The organism is Embleya hyalina, from assembly GCF_003967355.1.
Taxonomy (GTDB): Bacteria; Actinomycetota; Actinomycetes; order Streptomycetales; family Streptomycetaceae; genus Embleya; species Embleya hyalina.
Map to the genome: position 1 here is coordinate 40,634 of NZ_BIFH01000046.1, position 26,031 is coordinate 66,664.

Annotated in this window: 26 protein-coding genes and 1 pseudogene; 19 read left to right on the forward strand and 8 right to left on the reverse strand. The window is 72.9% G+C overall.

Annotated elements, in window-relative coordinates; translation table 11 throughout:
- Positions 1-116: 116 nt before the first annotated feature.
- Both EMA17_RS43815 and cofC read right to left on the reverse strand, forming a co-directional pair.
- Positions 117-329 (reverse strand): hypothetical protein, encoded by a 213-nt coding sequence (locus EMA17_RS43815; protein WP_126642805.1) that lies wholly within the window; start codon positions 327-329, stop codon positions 117-119.
- Positions 330-376: 47 nt separating this feature from the next.
- Positions 377-1,096, reverse strand: coding sequence for a 2-phospho-L-lactate guanylyltransferase (gene cofC / locus EMA17_RS43820; protein WP_170222352.1), 720 nt, complete (start codon positions 1,094-1,096; stop codon positions 377-379).
- Positions 1,097-1,350: 254 nt separating this feature from the next.
- On the opposite strand from cofC, the gene EMA17_RS43825 reads away from it, so the two are divergent.
- From EMA17_RS43825 to EMA17_RS43835, 3 genes are all read left to right on the forward strand, one after another.
- Positions 1,351-2,202: a lysophospholipid acyltransferase family protein gene (locus EMA17_RS43825; protein WP_126642806.1), complete on the forward strand. Its 852-nt coding sequence runs from the start codon at positions 1,351-1,353 to the stop codon at positions 2,200-2,202.
- Positions 2,199-3,194 (forward strand): NAD(P)H-dependent glycerol-3-phosphate dehydrogenase, encoded by a 996-nt coding sequence (locus tag EMA17_RS43830; RefSeq protein ID WP_126642807.1) that lies wholly within the window; start codon positions 2,199-2,201, stop codon positions 3,192-3,194. The genes EMA17_RS43825 and EMA17_RS43830 overlap by 4 nt, the downstream gene beginning before the upstream one ends.
- Positions 3,195-3,378: 184 nt before the next feature.
- Complete coding sequence (locus tag EMA17_RS43835; RefSeq protein ID WP_126642808.1) at positions 3,379-4,521, forward strand: D-alanine--D-alanine ligase family protein; 1,143 nt, start codon at positions 3,379-3,381, stop codon at positions 4,519-4,521.
- Between the two features lie 34 nt (positions 4,522-4,555).
- On the opposite strand, the gene EMA17_RS43840 is transcribed toward EMA17_RS43835, so the two are convergent.
- Both EMA17_RS43840 and EMA17_RS43845 read right to left on the reverse strand, forming a co-directional pair.
- Complete coding sequence (locus tag EMA17_RS43840) at positions 4,556-5,062, reverse strand: DUF3515 domain-containing protein (protein ID WP_246127282.1); 507 nt, start codon at positions 5,060-5,062, stop codon at positions 4,556-4,558.
- A gap of 44 nt (positions 5,063-5,106) precedes the next feature.
- Positions 5,107-5,343 (reverse strand): Lrp/AsnC ligand binding domain-containing protein, encoded by a 237-nt coding sequence (locus EMA17_RS43845; RefSeq protein WP_126642809.1) that lies wholly within the window; start codon positions 5,341-5,343, stop codon positions 5,107-5,109.
- Positions 5,344-5,562: 219 nt separating this feature from the next.
- Between EMA17_RS43845 and EMA17_RS43850 the strand changes: the two genes are divergently transcribed.
- Positions 5,563-6,513 (forward strand): thiamine-phosphate kinase, encoded by a 951-nt coding sequence (locus tag EMA17_RS43850; protein ID WP_126642810.1) that lies wholly within the window; start codon positions 5,563-5,565, stop codon positions 6,511-6,513.
- 80 nt (positions 6,514-6,593) lie between these two features.
- Positions 6,594-7,394 carry a bifunctional hydroxymethylpyrimidine kinase/phosphomethylpyrimidine kinase gene (gene thiD / locus EMA17_RS43855; RefSeq protein WP_126642811.1) on the forward strand — a complete coding sequence of 267 codons (801 nt, stop codon included), beginning with the start codon at positions 6,594-6,596 and terminating at the stop codon, positions 7,392-7,394.
- A gap of 122 nt (positions 7,395-7,516) precedes the next feature.
- On the opposite strand, the gene rpmB is transcribed toward thiD, so the two are convergent.
- Positions 7,517-7,702: a 50S ribosomal protein L28 gene (rpmB, locus tag EMA17_RS43860; RefSeq protein WP_078975273.1), complete on the reverse strand. Its 186-nt coding sequence runs from the start codon at positions 7,700-7,702 to the stop codon at positions 7,517-7,519.
- Between the two features lie 249 nt (positions 7,703-7,951).
- Between rpmB and EMA17_RS43865 the strand changes: the two genes are divergently transcribed.
- The 4 genes from EMA17_RS43865 to EMA17_RS43880 all read left to right on the forward strand — a co-directional run bounded on the left by EMA17_RS43865 (position 7,952) and on the right by EMA17_RS43880 (position 13,140).
- Positions 7,952-9,613, forward strand: coding sequence for a DAK2 domain-containing protein (locus EMA17_RS43865; protein ID WP_503826247.1), 1,662 nt, complete (start codon positions 7,952-7,954; stop codon positions 9,611-9,613).
- 47 nt (positions 9,614-9,660) lie between these two features.
- Positions 9,661-11,934 carry an ATP-dependent DNA helicase RecG gene (gene recG / locus EMA17_RS43870; protein ID WP_126642813.1) on the forward strand — a complete coding sequence of 758 codons (2,274 nt, stop codon included), beginning with the start codon at positions 9,661-9,663 and terminating at the stop codon, positions 11,932-11,934.
- Positions 11,935-12,019: 85 nt separating this feature from the next.
- Entirely contained in the window at positions 12,020-12,565 is a 546-nt protein-coding gene (locus EMA17_RS43875) for an RNA polymerase sigma factor (protein ID WP_126642814.1), read from the forward strand.
- A complete protein-coding gene (locus EMA17_RS43880; protein ID WP_126642815.1) occupies positions 12,562-13,140 on the forward strand; it encodes a hypothetical protein in 579 nt (192 codons plus the stop codon). The genes EMA17_RS43875 and EMA17_RS43880 overlap by 4 nt, the downstream gene beginning before the upstream one ends.
- 108 nt (positions 13,141-13,248) lie before the next feature.
- Here EMA17_RS43880 and EMA17_RS43885 read toward each other — a convergent pair whose 3' ends face one another.
- On the reverse strand, positions 13,249-13,668 hold the full coding sequence (locus EMA17_RS43885; protein ID WP_126642816.1) for a hypothetical protein: 420 nt from the start codon (positions 13,666-13,668) through the stop codon (positions 13,249-13,251).
- Between the two features lie 219 nt (positions 13,669-13,887).
- On the opposite strand from EMA17_RS43885, the pseudogene rsmD reads away from it, so the two are divergent.
- The 8 genes and pseudogenes from rsmD to EMA17_RS43925 form a co-directional block, all read left to right on the forward strand.
- A pseudogene (gene rsmD, locus EMA17_RS43890) lies at positions 13,888-14,466 on the forward strand (16S rRNA (guanine(966)-N(2))-methyltransferase RsmD); the annotation flags it as partial.
- Between the two features lie 60 nt (positions 14,467-14,526).
- Complete coding sequence (coaD, locus tag EMA17_RS43895) at positions 14,527-15,009, forward strand: pantetheine-phosphate adenylyltransferase (RefSeq protein WP_126642818.1); 483 nt, start codon at positions 14,527-14,529, stop codon at positions 15,007-15,009.
- Between the two features lie 108 nt (positions 15,010-15,117).
- Positions 15,118-16,080, forward strand: coding sequence for a cell division initiation protein (locus tag EMA17_RS43900; RefSeq protein ID WP_126642819.1), 963 nt, complete (start codon positions 15,118-15,120; stop codon positions 16,078-16,080).
- A gap of 263 nt (positions 16,081-16,343) precedes the next feature.
- The gene (locus EMA17_RS43905) at positions 16,344-16,859 is read left to right on the forward strand and encodes a YceD family protein (protein WP_246127283.1); all 516 of its coding nucleotides are present in this window, start codon (positions 16,344-16,346) and stop codon (positions 16,857-16,859) included.
- 2 nt (positions 16,860-16,861) lie between these two features.
- Complete coding sequence (gene rpmF, locus EMA17_RS43910; protein ID WP_026218805.1) at positions 16,862-17,035, forward strand: 50S ribosomal protein L32; 174 nt, start codon at positions 16,862-16,864, stop codon at positions 17,033-17,035.
- A gap of 8 nt (positions 17,036-17,043) precedes the next feature.
- Positions 17,044-17,784 (forward strand): ribonuclease III, encoded by a 741-nt coding sequence (gene rnc, locus EMA17_RS43915; RefSeq protein WP_126642820.1) that lies wholly within the window; start codon positions 17,044-17,046, stop codon positions 17,782-17,784.
- 163 nt (positions 17,785-17,947) lie between these two features.
- Entirely contained in the window at positions 17,948-18,826 is an 879-nt protein-coding gene (mutM, locus tag EMA17_RS43920; RefSeq protein ID WP_126642821.1) for a bifunctional DNA-formamidopyrimidine glycosylase/DNA-(apurinic or apyrimidinic site) lyase, read from the forward strand.
- 23 nt (positions 18,827-18,849) lie between these two features.
- Positions 18,850-19,452, forward strand: coding sequence for a hypothetical protein (locus EMA17_RS43925; RefSeq protein ID WP_126642822.1), 603 nt, complete (start codon positions 18,850-18,852; stop codon positions 19,450-19,452).
- 34 nt (positions 19,453-19,486) lie between these two features.
- Here the strand turns inward: EMA17_RS43925 and EMA17_RS43930 are convergent, their stop codons facing one another.
- The gene (locus tag EMA17_RS43930; RefSeq protein ID WP_246127285.1) at positions 19,487-20,224 is read right to left on the reverse strand and encodes a CAP domain-containing protein; all 738 of its coding nucleotides are present in this window, start codon (positions 20,222-20,224) and stop codon (positions 19,487-19,489) included.
- 443 nt (positions 20,225-20,667) lie between these two features.
- On the opposite strand from EMA17_RS43930, the gene EMA17_RS43935 reads away from it, so the two are divergent.
- Both EMA17_RS43935 and smc read left to right on the forward strand, forming a co-directional pair.
- Positions 20,668-20,874, forward strand: a complete 207-nt coding sequence (locus tag EMA17_RS43935) for a hypothetical protein (RefSeq protein WP_078975259.1) — start codon at positions 20,668-20,670, stop codon at positions 20,872-20,874.
- 345 nt (positions 20,875-21,219) lie between these two features.
- The gene (gene smc, locus EMA17_RS43940) at positions 21,220-24,873 is read left to right on the forward strand and encodes a chromosome segregation protein SMC (RefSeq protein ID WP_126642824.1); all 3,654 of its coding nucleotides are present in this window, start codon (positions 21,220-21,222) and stop codon (positions 24,871-24,873) included.
- Positions 24,874-24,925: 52 nt separating this feature from the next.
- On the opposite strand, the gene EMA17_RS43945 is transcribed toward smc, so the two are convergent.
- Positions 24,926-25,918, reverse strand: a complete 993-nt coding sequence (locus tag EMA17_RS43945) for an LLM class flavin-dependent oxidoreductase (RefSeq protein WP_126642825.1) — start codon at positions 25,916-25,918, stop codon at positions 24,926-24,928.
- Between the last annotated feature and the right edge of the window lie 113 nt (positions 25,919-26,031).

Here is a 26,031-nt window from a genome sequence, read left to right on the forward strand (position 1 = left end):
GTAGCCGTACGACGGCGACGGGCCGGAATCCCCACCCCGGGGTTCCGGCCCGTCGCCGTATGTCCGATCGTGGCCCGGTCCGTCGGCGCGGGTCGCGGGCGGTGCGGCCGGCGAGGTCAGCGCGGCGGATCCGGCAGTGTGTACAACGTCACCAGCACCACCCGATCGCCCGCCGGGTCCAGGGTCATCCGAACCCGCTGGCCGGGGCGCAGGAAGCGCATCCCGCCGGCGTCGAACGCCGCCGCGTCGAAGGGCACGGGAGAGCCGTCGTCGAGCAGCACGACGCCCTCACGCGAGTCGGTCTCGAAGGTGTACACGGTGCCCTGCATGACCCCATTGTCACCGGCGTCCGGACCGCCGCGGAACCGACGCGGCGTCAGGAGGCGGCCGCACGCGGCAGAAACGGCACGGACGGGAGCACCGCGGCGGTGGCCGCGCCGACCCCGAGCCCGATCGCGGTCCGCAGATCCTCGCCGGTGTCCACGTCCCGGCGCACCGAATCCACGTCGTAGGGCGTGAGTTCGATCGCACCCGAGGCCAGGTGGCGGGCCCGCGAGGGGCCGCCGAAGCCCGGCGCCAACGCCACCCCGGGCGCGGCCGCGAGCAGCGTGGTGCCCACTCCCGCCGCGTCCGCCAGGAAGGCCCGCCGCACACCCGTCGCGGCGGCCAGCACCCGATCCAACTCCTCGGCCCGCAACGCCGGGAGGTCGGCGGACAGTGCCGCGACGCCGGTGCGCGGTCGGGCCGCGCCGGCGATCCGGGCACCGTGCGCGAGCGCGGCGTTCAGCCCGCCGCCGACATCGGCCACGACGTCGGCGCCCAGCCCCCGGATCGCCGCGGCGACCCGGGCGTCGTCGGTGACCACGAGCACCCCGTGCACCCGGTCGCAGGTCAGCGCGGTGCGGACGGTATCGAGTGCGAAGGCGAGGGCGAGTTCGGGGCGATGGCCGGGACCGATCGCGCCGGCGAGGCGACTCTTGGCGATCGACAGCGGCTTCACCGGCACCACGAGCCGCCATCGGGGCGGGGCGGGGCGGACGCGGTCGCCGCGGCCCGCGGCGCGGCGCGGGGCGGTGGAACCCGTGGCGGGGGACATCGGCAAGATCCTCGCATCCGTACCGTAAGCCCATATCCTCATCGGTCGACGAGGACGTTTCTCGACAATGCGGAAGGCCCAGGGGAAACTATGGGGTCCGCCCGTACAGCATCGATGTTCCGCCAGCATCGATGTTCCACGCCGCACGCGGGGAACGTCGATGGTGTGAGGAGCGACACGGCCGCGGAACATCGCGGTGTGCGTCCGCGCCGACACACGTACGAATTCGAACCACATGAACGGGAGGAACGCCGGTGGCCCGCCGAAGGATCGGTTTCTGGTACCGCCTGGCGGTCGTGGTGGTCAAGCCCCTGCTGTTGCTGTTCACCAAACGCGACTGGCGGGGCACCGAGAACATCCCGACGTCGGGCGGGTTCGTCACGGCGGTGAACCACATCTCCTATGTCGACCCGCTGACCTACGCGCATTTCCAGTACGACACCGGCCGAGTGCCGCGCTTTTTGGCCAAGTCCGGCCTGTTCAAGATTCCGTTCGTCGGGCGGGTGCTGGCCGGCGCCGGGCAGATCCCGGTGTACCGGGACTCCGCCGACGCCGCGCTCGCGTTCCGCGCGGCCGTGGAGGCGGTCGAGAAGGGCGAGTGCGTCGCGGTCTACCCGGAGGGCACGATCACCCGGGACAAGACGTTGTGGCCGATGCTCGGCAAGACCGGCGCGGCCCGGATCGCGCTGACCACCGGTGCGCCGGTGATCCCGGTCGCGCAGTGGGGCGCGCACGAGTTGTTGCCGCCGTACACGAAGCGACCCCGGTTGTTGCCGCGCAAGACCATGCACGTGCTGGCCGGTCCGCCGGTCGACCTGGACGAGTTCCGGGGGCGCGAGTTGACCGCCGAGGTGCTGCGCGGGGCGACCGACCGGATCATGGAGTCGATCACCGAACTGCTGGTCGAACTGCGGGACGAACCGGCCCCGCCGAACGCCGGCGTGCGCCGGGGGTCGGGCCGCAGGAGCGCGGTCGAGGGCGCCGGCGTCGAGCCGACGGCCGCCGAGGCCGCCGAGGCCGAGCCGTCGGATGCCGGGTCCACGGGTGCCAAGCCCACCGAGGCCGACGGCATCGACACCGACGGCGCCCGGGGCGGTCGCGCATGACGCGGTGCGCGGTATTCGGCATGGGGTCCTGGGGGACCGCCTTCTCGGTCGTGCTCGCCGAGGCGGGGTGCGACGTGGTGATGTGGGGGCGGCGCCCGGAGCAGGCCGACGCGATCAACGCGCGGCACGAGAACGAGGAGTACCTCCCCGGCATCGCGCTGCCGGTCGGGATCGAGGCCACCACCGATCCCGCCAAGGCCGCCGAGGGCGCGGAGTTCGTGGTGTTGGCGGTGCCGTCGCAGACCCTGCGCGGCAACCTCACCGCGTGGGCGCCGATGTTGTCCGACGACGCGATCCTGGTCAGCCTGATGAAGGGCGTCGAACTGGGTACCGCGAACCGGATGAGCGAGGTGATCCGCGAGGTCGCGGGCGTGCCCGAGGGCCGGATCGCGGTGGTCAGCGGCCCCAACCTGGCGATGGAGATCGCCCAGCGCCAGCCCGCCGCGAGCGTGGTCGCGTGCACCGACGAAGAGGTCGCCCGGCGACTTCAGGAGGCGTGTCACACGTCCTACTTCCGCCCGTACACCAACACCGACGTGGTCGGCTGCGAACTCGGCGGCGCGGTCAAGAACGTGATCGCGCTCGCCGTCGGGATGGCCGACGGCATGGGCATGGGCGACAACACCAAGGCGACGCTGATCACCCGCGGTCTGGCCGAGACCGCCCGCCTGGGCGCGGCGATGGGCGCGGACGCGCACACCTTCGCGGGCCTGGCCGGCCTCGGCGACCTGGTGGCGACCTGTACCTCGCCGCTGTCGCGCAACCGCACCTTCGGCGAGAAGATCGGCCGCGGCACGCCGATCGAGGAGGCGGTCCGGGACAGCCGCCAGATCGCCGAGGGCTTCAAGTCGTGTGAATCGGTGCAGATGTTGGCCCGTCGGTACGGCGTCGAGATGCCGATCACCGACGTGGTCGTGTCGATCATGCACGGCGGCAAACCCCCGACCGTCGGCATGGCCCTGCTCTCCCGCTCCGCCAAGCCCGAGCGGTAGCCGTACTCCGCGCGGTGCCGGCCGCGCCGGGGAGCGGCCGGTCGGTGTCTCGGCGCTCCGACCCGGTCGACCCGCCCGTGCCGGGCGTCGACCGGGTCGGGGCGTCCTCGCCGCGGTCCGGTCGGCGGCGTCCCGGCGGGCCGTTCCTGCACTCGAACGCGCTCCGGGATAGGGTTGTTCGACCATGAACGACCTTTCGGGCACCCCCCACTTCTCCTCGCGCCCCCGCGTCGCGGTCGTCTTCGGCGGCCGCAGCTCCGAGCACGCGGTCTCCTGCGTCACCGCAGGGAGTGTGCTGGCCGCGATCGACCGCTCCAAGTACGACGTGTTGCCGATCGGGATCGGTACCGACGGGCGCTGGATGCTCGTCGGGGACGATCCGGCCCGACTGGCGATCCAGGGCGACCGGTTGCCCGAGGTCGCCGACGTCGCGGAGTCCAGCGCGCCGCTGATCCTGGCCGCCGACCCCACGGCGCGCGAGATCACCGTGCTCGAACCCGGCATGCTGCCCAAGCTGCTGGGCGAGATCGACGTGGTCTTCCCGCTCCTGCACGGCCCCTACGGCGAGGACGGCACGTTCCAGGGCTTCCTGGAACTGGCCCAGGTGCCCTATGTCGGGTCGGGTGTGCTGGCCAGCGCGGCGAGCATGGACAAGGAATACATGAAGGCCCTGTTCGCCGGCTTCGGCCTGCCCTCGGGTCCGTACGCCACGGTCCGTCCCCGGGAATGGGAGCGCGACCCGGCCGCCGTGCGCGAGGCGGTGTCCTCGCTGGGCTTCCCGGTGTTCGTCAAGCCCGCCCGGGCCGGCTCCAGCATGGGCATCACCAAGGTGCACCGGATCGAGGACCTGGACGCGGCGATCGAGGAGGCCCGCCGGCACGACCCCAAGGTGATCGTCGAGGGCATGCTGACGGGCCGTGAGATCGAGTGCGGCGTACTGGAGTTCGAGGACGGGCCGCGGGCGAGCGTGCCCGCCGAGATCCGGGTCGGCGGCGGTCGTGAGTTCTACGACTTCGCGGCCAAGTACCTGCCCGACAACGGCACCGAGTTGGACGTGCCGGCGGCGCTGAGCAAGGAGCAGACCGCCGAGGTGCAGCGACTCGCGATCGCCGCCTTCGAGGCGCTGTCCTGCGAGGGCCTGGCCCGGGTGGACTTCTTCCTGCTGGAGAACGGCCAGTTCGTGATCAACGAGGTGAACACGATGCCGGGCTTCACGCCGGTGTCGATGTACCCGAGCGTGTGGCAGGCCACCGGCGTGGACTACCCCGAGCTGATCGACCGGCTGATCTCGGCGGCACTGCGCCGCCCCAACTCGCTGCTGCGCTAGCCACGTGTGCGGCGGCCGATCGTTCGGTCGCCGCTCACCGCTCCGACAGGTCCAGCGTGACCGGCACCGCGCGGCTGACCGCGTCCGCGACGTCGGCCAGCGGCGCGGCCGGCTCGGCGAACTTCTCCGGCACCGACACCTCGACGTTGGCCCGACGGTAGACGGTGGTGAAGCGCACTCCGCCGGCGTACTTCGAGAACGCCCACGTCACGCCGTTCACCTCGACCGAGTCGGCGGGCTCCGAGTTCACCTTGGTCGGGTCGATCACCCGCATCGACGCGGGCAACCCCACCCCGCAGCGCAACACGATCGCCGGATCGCCCCACGCGGCGGTCAGCGGGGACTTCGGCGAGACCTCGCGCGGCCCGGCGTCCATCACCCTGCTCGGCAGCGCGTCGTGCAGGGCCCGGCACGCCTCGGTCGCCGCCCCCGGCGCCGGCGTCGGCGCGGTCACGTCGACCCGCCCCGATCCGTCGGCGCACCCCGTCGCGGTCAGTACGAGGACCGGAAACAGGCATGCCAGAACACGGGAAGAGCGCACGCCCTCGATCCTAGGCGCGTCGGGTGCGGCACTCCGTCGCCGGGTCAGCCCAGATTGACCACCGGACAGGTCAGGGTGCGGGTGATGCCGTCGATGCGCTGCACCTCGGCGACCACCAGGCGACCCAACTGGTCCACGTCGGTGGCCTCGGCCCGCACGATCACGTCGTAGGGGCCCGTGACGTCGTCGGCCCGGGTCACCCCCGGCAGTGCGGCGACGGCTCTGGCCACCGACGCCGAACGGCCGACCTCGGTCTGGATCAGGATGTATGCCTGTACCACCACGGCCTCCCGGCGCGCAGGATGATGGGATCTTGACGGGACCCCCGCTGCTGCGACCATTGTCGGCCCGGCGGGGCTCGGCGACCACAGCGGGAGCCGATGCATCACGGGCGACGGTTCCCGAACCGGCGTCCCGTACGGGCAATCCCGAACGAACACCCCGAACAAACATGGTCGACGAGGCGGATCAGGGCTGATGGGCATGGCAGGAGAGCGGCGATGAGCGGGACGCTGGGCGATCTCGGCGAGTTCGGCCTGATCGGGGCGCTGGTCGCGCGCGTGCCGACGGGGCCGCACGTGTCCCTGGGGCCGGGCGACGACGCCGCGGTGGTCACCGCCGCCGACGGTCGGGTGGTGGCCACCATGGACCTGCTCGTCGAGGGTCGGCACTTTCGGCGCGACTGGTCGACCGCGTACGACGTGGGCCGCAAGGCCGCCGCGCAGAACCTGGCGGACGTCGCGGCGATGGGCGCGGTGCCGACCGCGCTGCTGATCGGGCTGTGCGGACCGCCGGACCTGCCCACCGGATGGGCGCTGGAACTGTACGACGGCCTGCGCGACGAGTGCGCGGTGGTCGGCGCGGGCGTGGCGGGCGGCGACGTGGTCGGCGGCGACACGGTCACGGTCGCGGTGACCGCGCTCGGCGACCTCCAGGGGCGCGCCCCGGTCGTGCGCTCGGGGGCCCGGCCGGGCGACGTGGTCGCGGTCGCGGGCTGGCTGGGCTGGTCGGCGGCGGGGCTGGCGATCCTGGGCCACGGGCACCGCGCGCCGCGCGCGTTCGTGGAGGCGCACCGCCGGCCCGAGCCGCCCTACGACGCCGGGCCCGGCGCGGCGGTCCTGGGCGCGACCTCGATGATCGACGTCAGCGACGGGCTCCTCGCCGACCTGGGACACGTCTCGCGCGCGTCCGGGGTGCGCGTCGACGTGCTGTCCGGCCGGCTGGACGTACCGGCGCAGATGCGCGACGTGGCGCGTGCGCTCGGCGCCGATCCGCTCAACTGGGTGCTCACGGGCGGTGAGGACCACGCGCTCGCGGCCACCTTCCCAGCGGGCACCGCGCTGCCGGCGCGCTGGCGGGTGATCGGCCGGGTGCACGCGGGTACGGGGGTCACCGTGGACGGGCGCGACCCCGACGTCGCCGGCGGGTGGGATCACTTCGACCGGGGCTGAGGGACGTCGGGTCGAAGGTCGGTCGGGCCCGTCGGGGGCGGGAAAGTGGGCCCGAAACGGGCGCGGATAGGCTGCACGGCATGGTGCAGACTCCTCCGCGTGTGCTGACGGTGGCCGGCTCCGACTCCGGCGGCGGCGCCGGGATCCAGGCCGACCTGAAGACGATGCTGGCCCACGGCGTGCACGGGATGAGCGTGATCGCCGCGGTGACCGCGCAGAACTCGCTCGGCGTCCAGGGCTACTGGGAACTGCCGGCCGAGGCGGTGCGGGCCCAGTTCCGCAGCGTGGTGGACGACATCGGCGTGCAGGCGATCAAGACCGGGATGCTCGCGTCGCCGAACCTGGTGGCGGTGGTCGCCGAATTGCTGGGCGACGTACGGGCGCCGGTGGTGGTCGACCCGGTGGCCTCGTCCAAGCACGGCGACACGCTGCTCGCCAACGACGCGCTGGAGACCCTGCGCACCCGGCTGCTTCCGGTGTCCACGCTGGTCACCCCCAACCTGTACGAGGTCGAGTTGCTGACCGGCCACAAGGTGCGCGAGCGCGCCGACATGCGCGGCGCGGCCGAGGCGATGCTCGGCTTCGGCCCGAGCTGGGTCCTGGTCAAGGGCGGCCACCTGGAGGGCGAGGCCGCGGACCTGCTCTTCGACGGCACCGAGGAGCGGTGGTTCACCAGCCCGCGCTACGACAACCGGCACACCCACGGCACCGGCTGCACGCTCGCGAGCGCGATCGCCTCGCGGCTCGCGCTCGGCGACACCGTGCCGGACGCGGTGGCCGCCGCGAAGGAGTACGTCACCGGCGCGATCCGGGCCGGCTTCCCGCTCGGCGAGGGCATCGGTCCGGTGGACCACGCCTGGCGGTGGCGCGACGGGTTCTGAGCGACGGACGGGCCCGGGCACACGCGCCCCGGGCCCGTACCGACGCACCCGCCCCGGACATGCCGAAGGGCCGGTCCACCCAGGGGTGAACCGGCCCTTCGAGAAGTCGAGCAGTCGCGCGACTAGCGGGAAACCTTGCCCGCCTTGATGCACGAGGTGCAGACGTTGAGGCGCTTCGGCGTGGCACCGACCTTCGCACGCACCGTCTGGATGTTGGGGTTCCAGCGACGGGGCGTCCGGCGGTGAGAGTGCGAAATGCTGTTGCCGAAGCCCGGCCCCTTGCCGCAGACGTCGCAGTTGGCAGCCACGGGAACACTCCAAAGACGAATGGGAATTGCGTACGAACACGTGCCGGCGAATGCCGGACAACCGCAGAAGAGTAACCGACGGACCGGGCGATGCGCGAACCCGGGATGATCCGGGCATGGGCAATCGGTCGATCTCGCCATGCTTCCCGCCAAGCCTAACCCATCCGGGTCGGCCGCTTCACCGCTCCCCGTCTCGATAACCTGCCGGCGAACGGGACGCGCACAATCGGATTCGTACAGGAGGTGGGCGTGCAGGGCCTGCTGGGAGAGCTGGACGGTCCGGCGGTACGCCGCTGGGGTCGCGTCGCGCTGGAGTTGATGGGCCGGGCGCGCGAGGAGATCGACGCGCTCAACGTGTATCCCGTGCCCGACGGCGACACCGGCACGAACCTGTTCCTGACCCTGGAATCGGGAACCGCCGAGGTCGACGCGCTGTTCGGCGCCGACCTGCCCGAACCCGACCTGCCGACCGCCTTCCGGGCGCTCGCGCACGGTGCGCTGATGGGCGCGCGCGGCAACTCCGGGGTGATCCTCAGCCAACTCCTGCGCGGCATGGCCGAGCGGTTCGAGGCCGAGCAGGCCGCGGCGCGCGAGAGCGGCCGGGAGGTGCCCGCCGGACTCGCCCTCGCGCACGCGCTGCGCACCGCCGCCGACGCCGCGTACGCCGCGGTGGCCCGGCCCGTCGAGGGGACCATGCTCACCGTGGCCCGGGCCGCCGCCGACGCCGCGGCCGGGGCGGGCGAGGAGATCCGACCGGTGGTGCGGGCCGCCGCGACCGCCGCCCGCGGCGCGCTGGCGCGTACCCCCGAGCAGCTGGACGTGCTGCGCCGGGCCGGAGTGGTGGACGCCGGCGGGCGCGGGTTGACCGTGCTGCTCGACGCGCTGCTGGCGGTGGTCACCGGCGAGCGTTCGGCGTACCGGATCCACCCGCACCAGGTGCAGACGCCCGTCCCGGTCCCGTACGCCGACCCCGTCGGGTCCGGGGAGGACGCCGGCGGCGGGCCCGGGTTCGAGGTGATCTACCTGCTCGACGCGCCCGACGACGCGCTGCCGGCGCTGCGCGAGCGGCTGGGCGCGCTCGGCGACTCGCTCGTGGTGGTCGGCGGCGAGGGGTTGTGGAACGTGCACGTGCACGTGGACGACGCGGGCGCCGCCGTCGAGGCGGGCATCGCCGCGGGCCGCCCGCACCGGATCCGGATCACCCACCTGGAGCGGGTGCTCGTCGGCGCCGCGGCGCCCGAACCCGCGGCGACGCGCGGGATCGTCGCGGTCGCCCACGGCGACGGCCTGGCCACGCTGTTCGCGGAGAACGGCGCGCACGTCGTGCAGGCCGGGCCGGGCCGGGGACCGTCCACGAGCGTGCTGGTGGACGCGATCCGGCGGACCGAGGCGCGCGAGGTGGTGCTGCTGCCCAACGACGCCGACTGCCACGCGGTGGCCGGGGTGGCCGCCCAGCAGGCCCAGGCGGCGGGCGTACGGGTCCAGGTGATCCCGACCAAGGCGGCCGTCCAGGGCCTGGCCGCGCTCGCCGTGCACGAGCCGGGTCGGCGCTTCGACCAGGACATCGTCGGGATGACCTCGGCCGCCGGCGCGACCCGCTACGGCGCGCTCACCGTCGCCGTCCGCGAGTCCTGGACGATGGCCGGCGTATGCCAGGCGGGCGACGTGCTCGGCGTGATCGAGGGCGACATCGCGGTGATCGGCCAGGACCAGCGCGAGACCGGCACGGTGGTGGTGGACCGGATGCTCGCCGGCGGCGGCGAACTGGTCACCCTGGTCACCGGCAGCGCCTGCCCGCCGGGCCTGGCCGCCGCGATCGAGCGCCACCTGCGGGCCACCCGGCTCGGCGTGGACGTGATGGTCTACGAGGGCGGCCAGGAGGTGTATCCGCTGCTCATCGGCGTCGAGTAGGCGTGGAACCGTACCGATGACACCGCCGCCCAGTACCGTTGGGCGGCATGTCGCGCCTTGACGAACCGCTGAAGAAACTCGTCGGCGACCGCACGGCGACGGTGCTGGCCAAATCCCTCAAGCTGGACACCGTCGGTGATCTGCTGCGCCACTACCCCCGGCGCTACGCGGAGCGCGGGCGCCTGACCGACCTCTCGCGCCTGGAGCCCGAGGAGCACGTCACCGTGATGGCGGAGATCGCCAAGGTGACCAAGCGCCAATTCCGCAACCGGCGCGGCAACCTGCTCGAGGTCGAGGTCACCGACGGGCGCGGCAAACTCACCCTGGTCTTCTTCAATCAGGCCTGGCGCGAGGAGGAACTGCGGCCCGGCCGGCGCGGGTTGTTCGCGGGCAAGGTGGGCCGGTTCAACAACGTGATCCAGCTCAGCCAACCCGACTACCAGCTGGTCGGCGAGGACGACGAGGACGGCGTGGCGAACCTGTTCGCGGGCGCGCTGATCCCGGTCTACCCGGCGGCGGCGAGCATGCCGTCCTGGAAGGTCGCCCAGTGCGTCGGCATGGCGCTGGACACGCTCGGCGAGATCGGCGACCCGCTGCCCGCCGAGATGCGCACCCGACGCGGCATGCCGGGCCTGGCCGAGGCCCTGGTCCGGGTGCACCGCCCCACCTCCTGGGAGGACGTCGCCGCGGCCAAGGACCGGCTCAAGTGGGACGAGGCGTTCGTCCTGCAGATCGCCCTGGCCCGCCGTCGACGCGACGCCCGCGCCCAGTCCGCGGTGGCCCGCCCCCGCCGCCCCGACGGCATCCTCGACGCCTTCGACGCCCGCCTGCCGTTCGAACTCACCGACGGCCAGAAGGAGGTCTGCGCCGAAATCGAGGCCGACCTGGCCACCGAACACCCCATGCACCGCCTCCTCCAGGGCGAGGTGGGGGCCGGGAAGACGCTCGTGGCGCTGCGCGGGATGCTGGCCGTGGTGGATGCCGGGGGGCAGACGGCGTTGTTGGCGCCCACCGAGGTGTTGGCCCAACAGCACTACCGGTCGATCGTGGAGATGCTCGGGCCGCTGGCCGAGGGGGCCGGCATGTTGGGCGGATCCGAGGTCGGGACCAAGGTGACCCTGCTCACCGGGTCGATGGGGGTGCCCGCGCGCCGGGCCGCGCTGCTGGATCTGGTCACCGGTGAGGCCGGGATCGCGATCGGCACGCACGCGTTGATCGAGGACAAGGTCGAGTTCCACGACCTGGGTCTGGTGGTGGTCGACGAGCAGCACCGGTTCGGCGTCGAGCAGCGGGACGCGCTGCGCGGCAAGGGCAAACGACCGCCGCACCTGCTGGTGATGACCGCGACGCCGATCCCGCGCACCGTGGCGATGACCGTGTTCGGCGACCTGGAGACCTCGATCCTGGCCCAACTCCCCTCCGGGCGTTCGCCGATCGCCACCCACGTGGTCCCGGCGAAGGAGAAGCCGCACTTCCTCGACCGCGCCTGGGAGCGGGTGCGCGAGGAGGTCGGCAAGGGCCATCAGGCGTACGTGGTCTGCCCGCGGATCGGCGACGAGGAGGACGATCCGAAGGCGAAGAGGAAGGCCGGGACGAAGGCCGCGCGCAAGGGCGCCCGCAAGCGCGACGAGGACCTGCCCGCCGAGGCGTACCTGGACGACCCCGACGACATCGGCGCCGACGCCGAGGGCGGGGCCGAGGAACGTCGGCCGCCGCTGGCCGTACTGGACATCGCGGCCGCGCTCGGCGAGGGCCCGCTGGCCGGTCTGCGGATCGCGGTGCTGCACGGCCGGATGGCGCCCGAGGACAAGGACGACGTGATGCGCCGGTTCACCGCCGGCGAGGTGGACGTGCTGGTCGCGACCACGGTGATCGAGGTCGGCGTCAACGTACCCAACGCGACCGCGATGGTGATCATGGACGCCGACCGGTTCGGCGTCTCCCAACTGCACCAGCTGCGCGGCCGGGTCGGCCGCGGCAGTGCCCCCGGACTCACCCTCCTGGTCAGCGAGATGCCCGGCGGCACCTCGGCGCGCGAGCGCCTGGACGCGGTGGCGGCGACCCTGGACGGCTTCGAGCTGTCCCGGATCGACCTCGAACAACGCCGCGAGGGCGACGTGCTCGGCGACGCGCAGTCCGGCTCCCGGTCCTCGCTGCGCATGCTGGAGGTGGTCCGGGACGAGGACCTGATCGTGGCCGCCCGCGAGGAGGCGAGCTCGATCGTGACGACCGACCCCGACCTGACCGAGCACCCCGACCTGCGCAGCGCGCTGGCCAGCATCCTGGACGACGAGCGCGCGGAGTACCTCGACAAGGGCTGACCGCCCTCGCTCCGCTCCGACGCGCCCCCCGCGATCACCCGTTCGGATCACGCGCGACACCCGGCCGGTTGGCTACCAATGGGCCATGGACGCACGTACGGGGGACGAGGGCTTCGACGCGCTCTTCTGCGGGTTGCTCCCTCGGTTGTACCGACGGGCCGTGTTGCTCGCCGGCGAGGGCGGCGCCGAGGACGCGGTGCACGAGACCTACCTGAAACTGGCCCGCAGACCCGACCGGCTCCTGGGCCACCCGGAGCCGTACGCGTACGCGTTCCGCGCGCTGGTCAGCGTCACCCGCGACATATGGCGGGTGCGCAGCCGACAGGTCCTGCTGGCCGAGCCGCCCGAACCGGAGCACGCGCACGCGGGCGCCGTCGACCCGATCGCCCGGCGCGAGGCCGAGTGGGAGGCGGTGCGGATGCTCGGCTCGCTGCCCGCCAAGCAGGCCGCGGCGGTGCTGCTGGTCGACCTGGACGGCTACACGATCGATCAGGCCGCCGAGATCCTGGGCGTGCACCGCGGGACGGTGTCCCGCTCGCGCGAGCGCGCCCTGACCCGACTGCGCGCCGGCCTGGGCGGCCCCACCGGCCGGTTCCGCCGCCGGGACCGGCACGAAGGAGTGACCCGGTGAACCCGTCGCCCCCCGATCTCGACGACCCCGACGTCGCGGTCCGCGAACTGCGCGTCCGGCTGCGCGACGCGGACGCGGACTGCGCCGAACCGCCCGGCCTCGCCGCGCGGGTGGTGCGCCGACCGGCACCGCGCCCGAGGTGGCGCGGGGCGTTCGCGACGGCGCTCGCGGCCGTCGTGGTGGTCGCCGTGGTCGGCCTGAGCGCGTTCCTGGCCGGGCGGCACAATCCCGCCGAGCGGCCGACGCCCAGGCCGCCCGCCGAGCGTGCGGCCAGTGTGCAGGGCGAGGTGCACAACTCGGAGGAGCCGTGTCGGGCGCTGCGCACGATCGAGTGCTCGCTCGGCGTCTTCCGGAAGCCGGCCCTCTCGTCGCGGACGGCCGACCTGGCCGACCGGGTCTGGCACGGCGACCGGGTGCTGCTGATCTGCCTGCTCGCCGACGGCCCGCGCGTCACCGACGAGACCGGCGTCGCCTCCCGACACTGGTATCGGGTGGTGGTCCTGGGCACCGGCGCCGAGGGCTGGCTGCCCGGCGTACGCACCCGCAACGAGACCGAGGTCCCGGACTGCACGTGAGCCGCGGCCGACCCGGCACACGAGCCCGGGCCGTCCCGGCACGGGCCGGACGGCCGGACGCGGCCGGGGGAGGGGACACCCGCCCCCGGCCGCGCCGGGTTGTTCCGGTCAGCAGTGGTACATGCCCGGCATCGGGTCCTGCGGGGTGAGCACCCGCTGCGCGGGCAGGAAGCCGTGCCCGCCGTCGTCACCGTCGGTGTGGTACCAGATGTCGTTGCCGCCCGAGTGCGGGTCGCCCTCGGTCCAGCAGTCGAAGTAGCTGTAGGTGGTGGTCAGCCGGCTGACCACGGGGGCCTGGAAGTGGGGCTCCGGGCGCAGGTCGCTCGCGCCGTTGCCGCAGTGCAGGGTGCCGTTGCCGTCCACGTGGCAGTTCGCCGCGGCGGTCCGCGGGGCGGCCGCGGCGACCGCCGGGGCCGTGCCGGACGCGGCAAGCGCGACGCCCGCCACGGCCATGGCGAGAAGGGTGCGGAGCATCATCGGGATCTCCCGGTGCGTGGGGTGGATGTCGCCGAGCCGCGTCGATCGCACGGATCGACGCGGCGGATCGACGCGGTCGTCGCACGGCGGTGGCGCCCCCGCCGTGCACACCCTCCATACGATCGGGAACCTCCGCGTGTATGACACGTCACGCACCGTATTCGGGCCCGGATGCCGTCGGACGCGACCAGTCGATAGCGTGGACGCCATGCCGGACACGTACGCCGAACCCGCCCCCGTCGCCGCCCACGCGGCCGTCCCACGACCGCGAGTGCGCGGATGACCCGGGTGATCGCCGGCGCGGCGCGCGGCCGTCGGCTCGTCACCCCGCCGGGGGAGAACACCCGGCCGACCTCGGACCGGGCCCGCGAGGGGCTGTTCTCCACCCTCCAGTCGCTGCGCGGCACCATGCACGGCGCGCGGGTGCTCGACCTGTTCGCCGGCTCCGGCGCGGTCGGTCTGGAGGCGCTGTCCCGCGGCGCCGCGCACGCCCTCCTGGTCGAGTCCGACACCGGGGCGGTCGGCGTGGTCCGGGAGAACATCCGCCTGGTCGGCCTGCCCGGCGCGGAACTGCGGCCGGCCCGGGCGGAGAAGACGGTCGGCGCGCGTTGCCCCGCCGAGCCGTACGACGTGGTTTTCCTCGATCCGCCGTACGCGGTCACCGACGGTGAGGTCGGCGCGCTGCTCGACACGCTCGCCGAACACGGCTGGTTGGCGGCCGACGCGCTGATCGTGGTCGAACGGTCCACGCGGGGTGGGCCATTCGCGTGGCCCGCCGATTTCGTCGAGATCAGATCCCGTCGCTACGGCGAGGGAACGCTCTGGTACGGTCGCGCCGCGCAAGCCTGATCAGGCGACCGGACCATCGGGTCCGGACCCGCCGGCACCCGATTTCGAGGGGAACCTCCGTTGCGTCGAGTCGTCTGCCCCGGTTCGTTCGACCCGGTCACCAACGGTCATCTGGACATCATCGGCCGGGCCTCCAGCCTCTACGACGAGGTCTATGTGGCGATCGGCTTCAACCGCGCCAAACGTTCCGGTCTGTTCACCATCGAGGAGCGCATCGACATGCTCCACGAGGTGGTCGAGCAGTACGGGAACGTCAGGGTCGAGGCGTTCGAGGGGTTGCTGGTCAACTTCTGCAAGGAGCGCGGGATCCCGGCCATCATCAAGGGCCTGCGCGCGGTCACCGACTTCGACTACGAGTTGCAGATGGCCCAGATGAACTACGGTCTTACCGAAGTGGAGACCCTGTTCGTCGCGACGAACCCCCTCTACAGCTTTCTGTCGTCGAGTCTCATCAAAGAGGTCGCGACGTACGGAGGCGACGTGTCCGGCCTGGTGCCGGAGACGGTGCTACGTCGGCTCACCGAGCGGCTCGCGCAGGGCTGACGCGGCACGTGCCTCGTCGCCGGGCCGACCGCCCGGGGCGAGTCGGTCCGTCACGCGATGCCGGCGAACACGACGGCTACCGTCGGTTTGAGGAGAGAGAGCAAGCCCGTGGACGTGCAGCCCAAGCTCGATGAACTGATCGCCCTGGTGGAGAACGCCCGCTCGATGCCGATGTCGGCGTCCTGCGTGGTCAATCGTGCGGACGTGGTGGCCCGGCTCGAGGAACTCAAGAACCTGCTGCCCGAGGAGTTCCATCACGCCCGCCGGGTGCTCGGCGACCGCGAGTCGGTGATCGAGGAGGGGCGTCGCGAGGCCGAGCGGGTGCTGGCCAAGGCGCGCGAGGAGCGCGGTTCGCTGGTCGCCGACACCGAGGTCGCGCGCGAGGCGTACGGCGAGGCGGAGCGGATCCTGACCGAGGCCCGCCACGAGGCCCAGCGCATCCGCGAGGAGGCCGACGACTACGTCGACCAGAAGCTGGCCAACTTCGAGGTGGTGCTCACCAAGACGCTCGGCGCGATCGGCCGGGGCCGGGACAAGATGCGCGGCCGGCGGCCCTCCGACGAGCTGGGCGAGTACATGCAGGCGCAGGAGCTGGCCGACGCGCAGGCCAAGGCCCGCCCCGGCAGCCTCCAGGCCCAGCTCGACGGCCACGAGGAGACCTTCGCCGCTCCGCAACAGCCGCAACAACAGCCGCAGCAGCCCGGCCTGCCGGAGTACCCGAGCGCGCCGCCCGCCGCGCCGACCGTGCCCGCGCAGGCCGGCCCCTACGGCCAGGACACCTACGCGCAGCCCGGCTACGGACAGCCCGCCTACGCGCAGGGCGGCGGCGTGGACAACGGCTACGCCGGCGGCTACGAGGGCCAGTACGACATGGCGCAGTACGATCAGCACGGGCAGCCGCAATATCCGGGCCCGCACGACCAGGCACCGCACCACGCCGGGCCGAACACCGGACAGCAGCCCGCCTACGACCCGCAGGGCGGCTACGGCCAGTCGCTGGACGAGACCAGCTTCTTCGACACGAGTCTGATCGACGTGCGCCAGTTCCAGCAGGACGGCGGCCGGCAGTAGCCACCCCGCCCGACCGGCTCCGGCGTTTCGCGCGGCCCGCTCGAATGGCCCCGTTTGGGGCCTGGCGCGCGGGCTGCGATACTCTTACGGACCGACCCTGCCCGAGGCGTGTTTTTCGCGTGCCCCGAGGGTCGGCACCCTGACCATTCGAGCCTCCCGGCGACGGGAGGTGGCATTGCATGAGGTAGGACACCCTGGACCGCTTGGATCACCGCGCACCGCTCGTCGTCGACACACGCGAGCTGGGGCGCCGGCCTGGATCCATGCTGAAGGTGTCCCGCACCGTGCCGGCCCCGGTGGACATGGGTGTGGCGGATGTGATCGGCGCTCCCGAAGGTGTCCCGATCCGGCTGGGTGTCCGGCTGGAAGCGGTCATGGAGGGTGTGCTGGTCACCGGCGTCGCGCAGGTGCCGCTGACCGGTGAGTGCGTCCGGTGCCTGGAACCGCTCGAGCGCGAGCTCACGGTGCGTTTCCAGGAGCTGTACGTCTACCCGGACACGGACGCCGACGAGGACGCCCTCCGGCTGCAGGACGACCTGTTCGACCTGGAGCCGGTACTGCGGGACGCGACGGTGCTCGCACTGCCGCTCTCGCCGCTGTGCCGGGAGGATTGCCCGGGTCTGTGCTCCGAGTGCGGAGCGCTGCTCGCGGAGGACCCCGACCACAGTCACGAGCTCGCCGACCCCCGGTGGGCGAAGCTGACCAGCATCTTCGACGGACCTTCCGCCGAAGCCGACGTTGACGGCGCCTCCGGCGCCGACGAGAACCAGGAGAAGTAGCCGTGGCTGTTCCGAAGCGGAAGATGTCGCGCAGCAACACCCGGCACCGCCGGAGCCAGTGGAAGGCCACTGCCGCCAACCTGGTGACCTGCGAGCGCTGCCGTGAGCCCAAGCTGTCGCACATCGCGTGCCCGAGCTGCGGCACCTACAACCGCCGCCAGGTCCTCGACGTCTGATCAGGCCGGTGGTCGTTCCGGTGACGGAATCACTCGCGCAATACGCGGATCTGGAAGGGCGGCTGGGCTGGTCGCTCGACGCCGCCCTTCTGGAACGCGCCCTCACCCATCGTTCGTACGCCTACGAACACGGCGGGTTGCCGACCAACGAGCGCCTGGAGTTCCTGGGCGACTCGGTGCTCGGCCTCGTCGTCACCGACACGCTCTACCGCAGGCACCCCGACCTGCCCGAGGGCCAGCTCGCGAAGCTGCGGGCCGCGGTCGTCAACTCGCGCGCCCTCGCGGGCGTCAGTCGGCGACTGGACCTGGGCGCCTTCATCCGGCTCGGCCGCGGTGAAGTGGGGACCGGCGGGCGGGACAAGTCCTCGATCCTGGCCGACACGCTCGAGGCCATCCTCGGCGCGGTGTACCTGGACCAGGGCCTGGACGCGGCGACGGAGCTGATCCACCGGTTGTTCGATCCGCTGATCGAGCAGTCGGCGAACCTCGGCGCGGGCCTGGACTGGAAGACCAGCCTCCAGGAGCAGACCGCCGCGGCGGGCATCGGAGTGCCCGAATACGTGGTCTCCGAGACCGGACCCGACCACGAGAAGACCTTCACGGCCCTGGCCCGGGTCGCGGGTGTCGATTACGGCACCGGCGTCGGACGGAGCAAGAAGGAGGCGGAGCAGCAGGCCGCCGAAAGCGCTTGGCACTCGATCCGCGCCAAGTACGGAGACGGTTCCGGCACCCCGTCGGCCACCGCCTAGTCTCCGAGCCGAATGCCTGCCGATAGGTAAGTTCGAACCGGTCGACGACCCCCGTGGTCGCCCCGGCACGACCTCACCTACCGGCAGGCATTTTCGCATTCCCGAACCCGGCCCCGCCGGGTCCGGCTTCCTCAGTCGCGCCGTCTCCAGGGGGAGTGCCCACGTGCCCGAACTGCCCGAGGTCGAGGTCGTCCGTCGCGGACTGGAGACGTGGGTGGTGGGCCGCACCATCGCACGTGTCGAGGTCACCCACGAGCGGGCGATCCGCCGCCATCTCGCGGGCGCGGCGGACTTCGCCGACGCGCTCGTCGGCACCCGCGTGCACGCCGCGCGCCGCCGCGGCAAGTATCTGTGGCTGCCCCTGGTGGCACCCGGCGCCGACGAGCCCGACGACGCGCTGCTCGCGCACCTGGGGATGAGCGGCCAACTCCTCGTGCAACCGGCCGAGGCGCCCCGGGAGAAACACCTGCACGTGCGCTTCGGCTTCACCGACGGCGGGCGCGAGTTGCGCTTCGTCGACCAGCGTACGTTCGGCGGGCTCGCGGTCGAGCGCGGCGGCGCCGAACTGCCGCCCTCGATGGCGCACATCGCGCGCGACCCGCTCGATCCGCTGTTCGACGACACGCTCTTCCACGCCGCGCTGCGCCGCCGCAACACCGAGGTCAAGCGCGCCCTCCTGGACCAGTCGCTGGTCAGCGGCATCGGCAACATCTACGCCGACGAGGCGCTGTGGCGCAGCCGACTGCACGGCGCGCGGCCGACCGGACGGTTGACCCTCGCGCAGACCACGCTGCTGCTCGCCTCGGCCCGCGACGTGATGAACGACGCGCTCGCGGCGGGCGGCACCTCGTTCGACAGCCTGTACGTCAACGTGAACGGGGAGAGCGGCTACTTCTCCCGCGGCCTGGACGCCTACGGCCGCGAGGGCGAGCCGTGCAACCGGTGCGCGACGCCGATCCGGCGCATCTCGTTCATGAATCGCAGCAGTTACTTCTGTCCGTCCTGTCAGCGCACGCCACGCAGGGCGACGGTCGGGGCGTAGGCACGGTAGTCAGGGAGCGTGTCATGGGATTCAACGGGGACATCGTCGTCGTGCGTGGGGCACGACCGTTGTCCGAGTTCGCGCCGCACGTGGACACCGCGGCGCACCCGGCCCGAACGATGTGGGAGTCGCCGGACGGCTGGACCGCGACGCATGTGCGGCACGACGACGATCCCTTCGCGTTCGAGCGGCCGTGGGTCGCCGCGCTGGCGGCCAAGGCCGATTCGCCGGTGCTGGTGTGCTGGGTGTTCGAGACGCACGTGGTGCACGTCCAGGGGGTGAGCGAGGCCGGGGAGTGGGAGGCCTGGCTCAACCCCGGCGAGGCGGCGGCGCATCTGGCGATGAGCCGGCTCGAACTGGAGGCGGCGCGCACCGGCGACGACGTCTTCGACCGCGACGGCGACCTGCTCCGGCCGGCGCGTTACGCCGAACTGCGCGACGAGGTGGCCGAGGTGCTCAATCGGGCCCGGCCGAAGGTGGCCGCGGCGGCGGTGCGCTGGGCCCGGGCGGCGGGTCGGCCCACCACCCGGCCGGCGATCGAGGGGGTACTCGCGCGCAACCAGGGCGAGTCGGGACTGCGCGTGTTCGGCCTGCTGGCGGACCGACTCGGGGTGGGCCCCTGCTGACCCGAGCCCGCGGTGTCGGTGTGCGTGGAGCGGGTCAGCGGCCGAACTCCTGCGTCCACCACGGGCCGCCGGTGCCCTCGTGGATGCCGACGCCGAGTTTGGTGAGCGAGCAGTCGAGGATGTTGCGGCGGTGGCCCGGGCTGTTCATCCAGGCGCGCATCACCGCGTCGGCGGTCTTCTGGCCGCGCGCGATGTTCTCCGCGCCCAGATAGGTCACGCCGGCCTTCTCGGCCCGGTCCCACGGGGTCTGCCCGTCGGGCGTGTTGTGGTCGAAGTAGTCGCGGGCGGCCATGTCGGCGCTGTGCGCGCGGGCCAGCGCGACCAGCTTCGCGTCGTTCTTGACCGGACCGCAGCCCGCGCTCGCCCGCTCGTCGTTGACCAGCGCGAGCACCCGCTCCTCGGGGTCGCTCGGCAGTTTCGGCGCGCTCGTGGACGGCGTCGCCGCGGGCTTGCTCGGCGCCGGGGTGCTCGGGCTCGGCGTGCCGGTGCCGGCGGTGCTCGGGGTGCTCGGCGGCGCGGTCGTGGCGGGGGCGGTACCGGCGCCGGGATCCGGCAGGGCGGTGCGGCCGGTGGTCGCCGCGCCCGGCAGCAGGCTGCGGGACGCCTCGTCGCCGGTGCGGTCGGCGCCCGCGGCGCCGGCCGGCCCCGATCCGTCGACGGGCCGCCCGGCCCGGTCGCCCTCGGCGCCGCTCGCGTGCCGCGTGGACGACTCGCCGGCGTGTTCCGAGACGACCATGCCGGCCACCGTGCCGCCCACGGCGAGTACGGCCAACAGGGCGAGCAGGGGCGCGAGTCGTCGCCGTCGCGACCTCGCGCGTCGTCGATGCGGGTGTGCCGACGTCGGAGTGCGACTGTGCCGGGCCATGGAGGGTCGAGTCACCTTCCGGCAGGGGATTTCGATTCACCCGAACGGGTGTGGTGCCGGTGTGACTCTAGGGCACGGCTGTCGGGAGTTGGCGGACAACCGGAATCTTCTTGACGCCGACGTCGAAAGATGATCTCGTACACCCAGCACGACGACCGTCGCCCCAGTCCGCGGAAAAACCGCGTTGATCGGGTGAAGGTCCCGTTATCGTGCCGTTATGATATTGACCTCCTGCGCTTTTGATGCGACGCTGGAAGCCCGCGCACCCTATCAGGAGCCTTGCGGCCGGGTGCCACATTTAGACCCGCGAATCTGCGTGGTCATTCATTTTCAGCGTGGAGGACCCTCTCATGGCGAAGGCGCTTCTCGGTTACGTCGGTGGCCCCGATCCCCGACTGCTCGCCGAGAATCGACGGCTCCAGCAGCGTGTTCGTGACCTGGAAACGGAACTTGTCCGTGCCCAGGAGCGTAACGACGCGCTCAACGCCGCCGCTTCGGACGAGCTGCTTGCCGGCTTCGACGTATCCGCGGCGGAACCCGCGCTGTCGCGAGCGTAGGTCCGTAAGCGATAACCAGGGACGCCTTCAGGCGTCCCTTTGTCGTTTCCGGGTCGTCTTCCTCGGGTTCGTCTCGGGTTCTTCTTCGGTTCGTCTTCCGGGAGGTGTCGTTTCCGACCCCGTTCCCCGTTCCTTCGGTCCCCGCGCGACCCGTGTGCGGCGCGCCCGCCGATCCGCGCGCCCGGTGTTTTCGCCAACCGCCCCGTGTGTCGTCCCCGCCCGTCCCCCTTGCCCGCCCACCCGCTCGCTTCCAGCGTTTGATACCCCCATCCGGGGCACTCGACACGCCGTGCCGTCGACGGAGCACGGCAATCGTGTGGGCACCGCCGACTACCCTTTCGTCGCGTGCACCTCAAGAGTCTGACCCTGCGTGGCTTCAAGTCCTTCGCGTCGGCGACGACGCTGCGCTTCGAGCCCGGCATCACGTGCGTGGTCGGGCCCAACGGCTCCGGCAAGTCGAACGTGGTCGACGCGCTGTCGTGGGTGATGGGGGAGCAGGGCGCCAAGACGCTGCGCGGCGGCAAGATGGAGGACGTCATCTTCGCCGGCACCGCCGGCCGGCCGCCGCTCGGGCGGGCCGAGGTGAGCCTGACCATCGACAACACCGACGGCGCGCTGCCCATCGACTACGCCGAAGTGACCATCACCCGGCGGATGTTCCGCAACGGCGGCTCCGAGTACGAGATCAACGGCAGCACCTGCCGGCTGCTCGACATCCAGGAACTGCTCTCCGACTCCGGGATCGGTCGGGAGATGCACGTGATCGTCGGCCAGGGCCGGCTCGACTCCGTGTTGCAGGCCGACCCCACCGGGCGGCGCGCGTTCATCGAGGAGGCCGCGGGCGTCCTCAAGCATCGCAAGCGCAAGGAGAAGGCGCTGCGCAAGCTGGACGCGATGCAGGCGAACCTGAACCGGGTCCAGGACCTGACGGGCGAGCTGCGCAGGCAGCTCAAGCCGCTCGGCAGGCAGGCCCAGGTGGCCCGGCGGGCGGCGGCGATCCAGGCCGACCTGCGGGACGCGCGGCTGCGGCTGCTCGCCGACGACCTGGTGGGGTTGCGGCGGGCGCTGGCCGAGGAGGTCGCCGACGAGACGGCGCTGCGCGAGCGGCGCACGGTGGTCGAGCGCGAGTTGGGCGCGGTCCAGGCCCGGGAGGCCGAACTGGAGGCCGAGGTGCGGGCGATGGCGCCGCGCCTGGCCCGGGCGCAGGAGACCTGGTACACGCTGTCCGCGCTGGCCGAACGGGTGCGCGGGACGGTGGGCCTGGCAGGCCAGCGGGTACGGCACGCGAGCGCGCCGCCGGCCGACGAGCGGCGGGGGCGCGATCCGGAGGAGATGGAGCGCGAGGCCGAGCGGATCCGCGAGCAGGAGGCGGAGCTGGCCGCCGCGCTGGAGTCGGCGCAGGTCGAACTCGCCGAGACGGTGGAGCGGCGCGGCGAGCTGGAGCGGGCCCTGGACGCCGAGGAGGGTCGGCTCAAGGTGGTGGCCCGGGCGCTCGCGGACCGCAGGGAGGGACTGGCCCGGCTGGTCGGGCAGGTCGGCGCCGCGCGCAGCCGGGTGGCCGCCGCGGAGGCCGAGATCGGGCGGCTGGCCGGCGCCCGGGACGAGGCGCGCGAGCGGGCGGTCGCGGCGCGGGAGGAGTACGAGGAGCTGCGACTCGGCGTCGAGGGTTCGCCGGACGACGGTGACGGCGGGTCCGGGCTCGCCGCGATCGAGGCCCGGTCGGCGGTCGCCGAGGAGGCGCTGGTCGCCGCGGAGGAGGCGTTGGCCCGGGCGCGTGACGCGGAGCAGGCGGTGGAGCGGGAGCGGTCGGCGGTGACCGCGCGCAAGGAGGCGTTGGAGCCGGCGTTGCGCCGCCGGGACGGTACCGGCGCGCTGCTCGCGGCCGGTGACCGGCTCGGTGGCGTGCTGGGCACGGTGGCCGCGCTGATCACGGTGGAGCACGGCGCCGAGCAGGCGGTGGCGGCGGCGCTGGGGGCGGCCTCGGAGGCGATCGCGGTCGACGGCGTGGAGCCGGCGGTGGACGCGCTGCGGCTGCTGCGCAAGGACGACGCGGGGCGGGCGGCGCTGGTGCTCGCCGGAGCGGCGGCGGAGGGGCCGGCGGCCGGGGGGCCGGAGGGGTGGCCCGCGTTGCCCGCGGGCGCGGTGTACGCGACGCGGCTGGTGGTCGTACCCGAGGCGTTGCGCGGGGCGCTGGCCGCGCTGCTCGATCGGGTCGCGGTGGTCGACGACCTCGGCGCCGCGGCGGAGCTGGTTCGGGCGGTGCCCGGGGTGCGGGCGGTCACCCGGGACGGGGATCTGGTCGGCGAGGGCTTCGCGTACGGCGGGTCGGCGGGCGCGCCGAGCCTGCTGGAGGTGCGCGCCGCGGTGGACGAGGCGGTCGCGCGGCTGGACGTGTTGACCCGGGGGTGCGCCGCGGCGAAGGACGCGCTGGCCGACGCGGTGGCGGGTCGGCGGGAGGCCGCGGCGACGGTCGAGCGGACCCGGGCGGAGCGGCGCGAGGCGGAGCGCCGGGCGGCCGCGGCCGCGCAGCAGCTGGGTCGGCTCGGCGGACAGGCCCGGGCGGCGGCGGGCGAGGCCGAGCGGTTGGCGGGCGCGGTGGCCGCGGCCGAGGCGGCGCGGGAGCAGGAGGCGGCGAAGGCCGAGGAGTCGGCGGCCCGGTTGGAGAGCGCCGAGGAGTACAACGCGGCCGAGGGCGACGAGGAGCCGGACCACGCCGAGCGCGACCGGCTCGCGGGCGCGGCGAGCGGCGCGCGGCAGGCCGAGATGGAGGCCCGGCTGGCGGTGCGCACCCACGAGGAGCGGGTGCGCTCGCTCGCGGGTCGCGCCGACGCGCTGGACCGCGGCGCGCGGGCGGAGCGGGAGGCGCGCGCGGCGGCCGCGCGGCGCCGGGAGCGGTTGGCGGTGGAGGCGCGGATCGCGCGCGCGGTGCTCGTGGGCGCGGAGGCGCTGCTGCGCCACGTCGAGGCGTCGTCGGCGCGGGCCGGCGGCGAGCGTGCGGCGGCGGAGGCGGCCCGGGCCGCGTGCGAGGCGGATCTGGCCCGCGAGCGCGGTCGGTCCCGGGAGTTCGCCGCCGAGTTGGAGAAGTTGACCGACTCGGTGCACCGGGACGAGATGTTGCGGGCGGAGAAGCGGTTGCGGGTCGAGCAGTTGGAGGCCCGGTCGTTGGAGGAGCACGGGATCGAGGCCGAGGGGCTGGTCGCCGAGTACGGTCCCGACCGCCTCGTGCCCCCGTCGTTGCCGGCCGAGGGCGAGGTACGCGATCCGGATTCGGCCGAGGCGCGGCCGCGTCCGTACGTCCGGGCCGAGCAGGAGAAGCGGCTGCGCGCGGCGGAGAAGGCGCATGTACGGCTCGGCAAGGTGAATCCGCTCGCGTTGGAGGAGTTCGCCGCGCTGGAGGAGCGGCACAACTTCCTGACCGAGCAGTTGGAGGATCTGAAGAAGACCCGTCGCGACCTGATGACCGTGGTCAAGGAGGTGGACGAGCGGGTCGAGCAGGTCTTCACCGCGGCCTTCCACGACACCGCGCGGGAGTTCGTGGGGGTGTTCGCCCGGCTGTTCCCCGGCGGCGAGGGGCGGTTGGTGCTCACCGACCCGGAGGACATGCTGACCACGGGCATCGAGGTCGAGGCCCGGCCGCCGGGCAAGAAGGTCAAGCGGCTGTCGCTGCTGTCCGGCGGCGAACGTTCGCTGACCGCGGTGGCCCTGCTCGTGGCGATCTTCAAGGCCCGGCCCAGTCCGTTCTATGTGATGGACGAGGTCGAGGCGGCGCTGGACGACATGAACCTCCAGCGGCTGATCGGGATCTTCGCGGAGCTGCGGGAGAGTTCCCAGCTGATCGTGATCACCCACCAAAAGCGCACGATGGAGGTCGCCGACGCGCTCTACGGCGTCTCGATGCGCGGCGACGGCGTGACGACGGTGATCAGCCAGCGGTTGCGGCAGGAGGATCGGCGGGAGGCGACGGAGCACGCCGAGCCGATGAGCGGGGCGGTGCGCTGAGACCCGCCCGAGGGCCGCGCCCCGGGGTGGGGCGCGGCCCTCGGTACGGGTGTCACGCCGGGACGTTGCGCGGCATGACCTTGTCGTTGAACAACTGCAGGCTGGCCCAGCCCGCGTCGATCGGCAGGCCGCCGACCAGCGGGTGCAGGATCAGCGCGTCGGTGAGGCCGCCGACCTGCCCGATCTCGACGCACTCGTCGGGGGTGAGGCAGCAGTAGATGCCCTCCTCGCGCAGCGCCGCCACGGTGGTGGCCGCCGATTCGACGACGGAGGCTATGTCGGGGGTCTGCCAGCCGGCGTACGTGGTGGCCTCGTGCAGGAAGTATTCGCCGTACTCGGCCCACGCCTTGTCCGGGTCCTCGGTGCAGAAGATCATCCGGGTCTTCACCGGCGGCAGGATCGCGAAGCCGCCCTCGAAGCCCTCCTCCGCGGCGAGTTCGTAGTAGTACTGCTCCAGCTCCGGGATCGGCGCCGCCGCGTAGAAGGGCAGGCGCAGCCGGACCGCGCGGCGCACGGACGCCTTCGCGGTGCCGCCGACCATGACCATCGGGTGCGGGTCGGTGAACGGCTTCGGGGTGACCCGCACGGTGGTGCCGCGGTATTCGAACGGCTCGCCGGTCCAGGCCTTGAGCAGGGTCTCCAGGACCTCGTCCTGGATCTTCCCGCGCCGCTTCCACTCCTTGCCGAGTGCCGCGTACTCCTCGGGTCGGTAGCCGATGCCCGCGACCAGGGAGAGCCGGCCGCCGCTGATGTTGTCCAGGACGGCGATGTCCTCGGCGAGCCGGATCGGGTCGTAGAGCGGGGCGAGCAGGGCGCAGACGATCACGCCGATGCGCTCGGTGGCGCCGAAGATCGCTCCTGCCGTGCTCAGCGGTGACGGGCTCCAGGCGTTGTCCGCGCCGTGGTGCTCCTCCAGGCTGATCATGTCGAACCCGTTCTTGTCCGCGAAGGCCGCCATCTCGACGGTGGCCCGATAGCGGGCGGACATCTCCTGCCGGTCGAGACCGGGGAGGACCTGGTTGAACCGCAGATTCGTGACAGCCATGGACCGTGAACACCTTCCGGGTCGAGCCGAAGCCGTCTCGGACACGTGTCGTCGGCCGGACGGTGCTTGGCATCGGCAAGCTATCTGACGCAGTGTCAGGATTCAACGGTCTT

Excerpts from the sequence above, each read along its gene's own strand:
- cofC (WP_170222352.1), bottom strand. The coding sequence starts at position 1,096 with ATGTCCCCCGCCACGGGTTCCACCGCCCCGCGCCGCGCCGCGGGCCGC.
- EMA17_RS43830 (WP_126642807.1), top strand. The coding sequence starts at position 2,199 with ATGACGCGGTGCGCGGTATTCGGCATGGGGTCCTGGGGGACCGCCTTC.
- EMA17_RS43815 (WP_126642805.1), bottom strand. The coding sequence starts at position 329 with ATGCAGGGCACCGTGTACACCTTCGAGACCGACTCGCGTGAGGGCGTC.
- EMA17_RS43905 (WP_246127283.1), top strand. The coding sequence starts at position 16,344 with ATGCTGAAGGTGTCCCGCACCGTGCCGGCCCCGGTGGACATGGGTGTG.
- recG (WP_126642813.1), top strand. The coding sequence starts at position 9,661 with ATGTCGCGCCTTGACGAACCGCTGAAGAAACTCGTCGGCGACCGCACG.
- EMA17_RS43925 (WP_126642822.1), top strand. The coding sequence starts at position 18,850 with ATGGGATTCAACGGGGACATCGTCGTCGTGCGTGGGGCACGACCGTTG.
- EMA17_RS43835 (WP_126642808.1), top strand. The coding sequence starts at position 3,379 with ATGAACGACCTTTCGGGCACCCCCCACTTCTCCTCGCGCCCCCGCGTC.
- thiD (WP_126642811.1), top strand. The coding sequence starts at position 6,594 with ATGGTGCAGACTCCTCCGCGTGTGCTGACGGTGGCCGGCTCCGACTCC.
- EMA17_RS43945 (WP_126642825.1), bottom strand. The coding sequence starts at position 25,918 with ATGGCTGTCACGAATCTGCGGTTCAACCAGGTCCTCCCCGGTCTCGAC.
- EMA17_RS43935 (WP_078975259.1), top strand. The coding sequence starts at position 20,668 with ATGGCGAAGGCGCTTCTCGGTTACGTCGGTGGCCCCGATCCCCGACTG.
- EMA17_RS43850 (WP_126642810.1), top strand. The coding sequence starts at position 5,563 with ATGAGCGGGACGCTGGGCGATCTCGGCGAGTTCGGCCTGATCGGGGCG.
- EMA17_RS43875 (WP_126642814.1), top strand. The coding sequence starts at position 12,020 with ATGGACGCACGTACGGGGGACGAGGGCTTCGACGCGCTCTTCTGCGGG.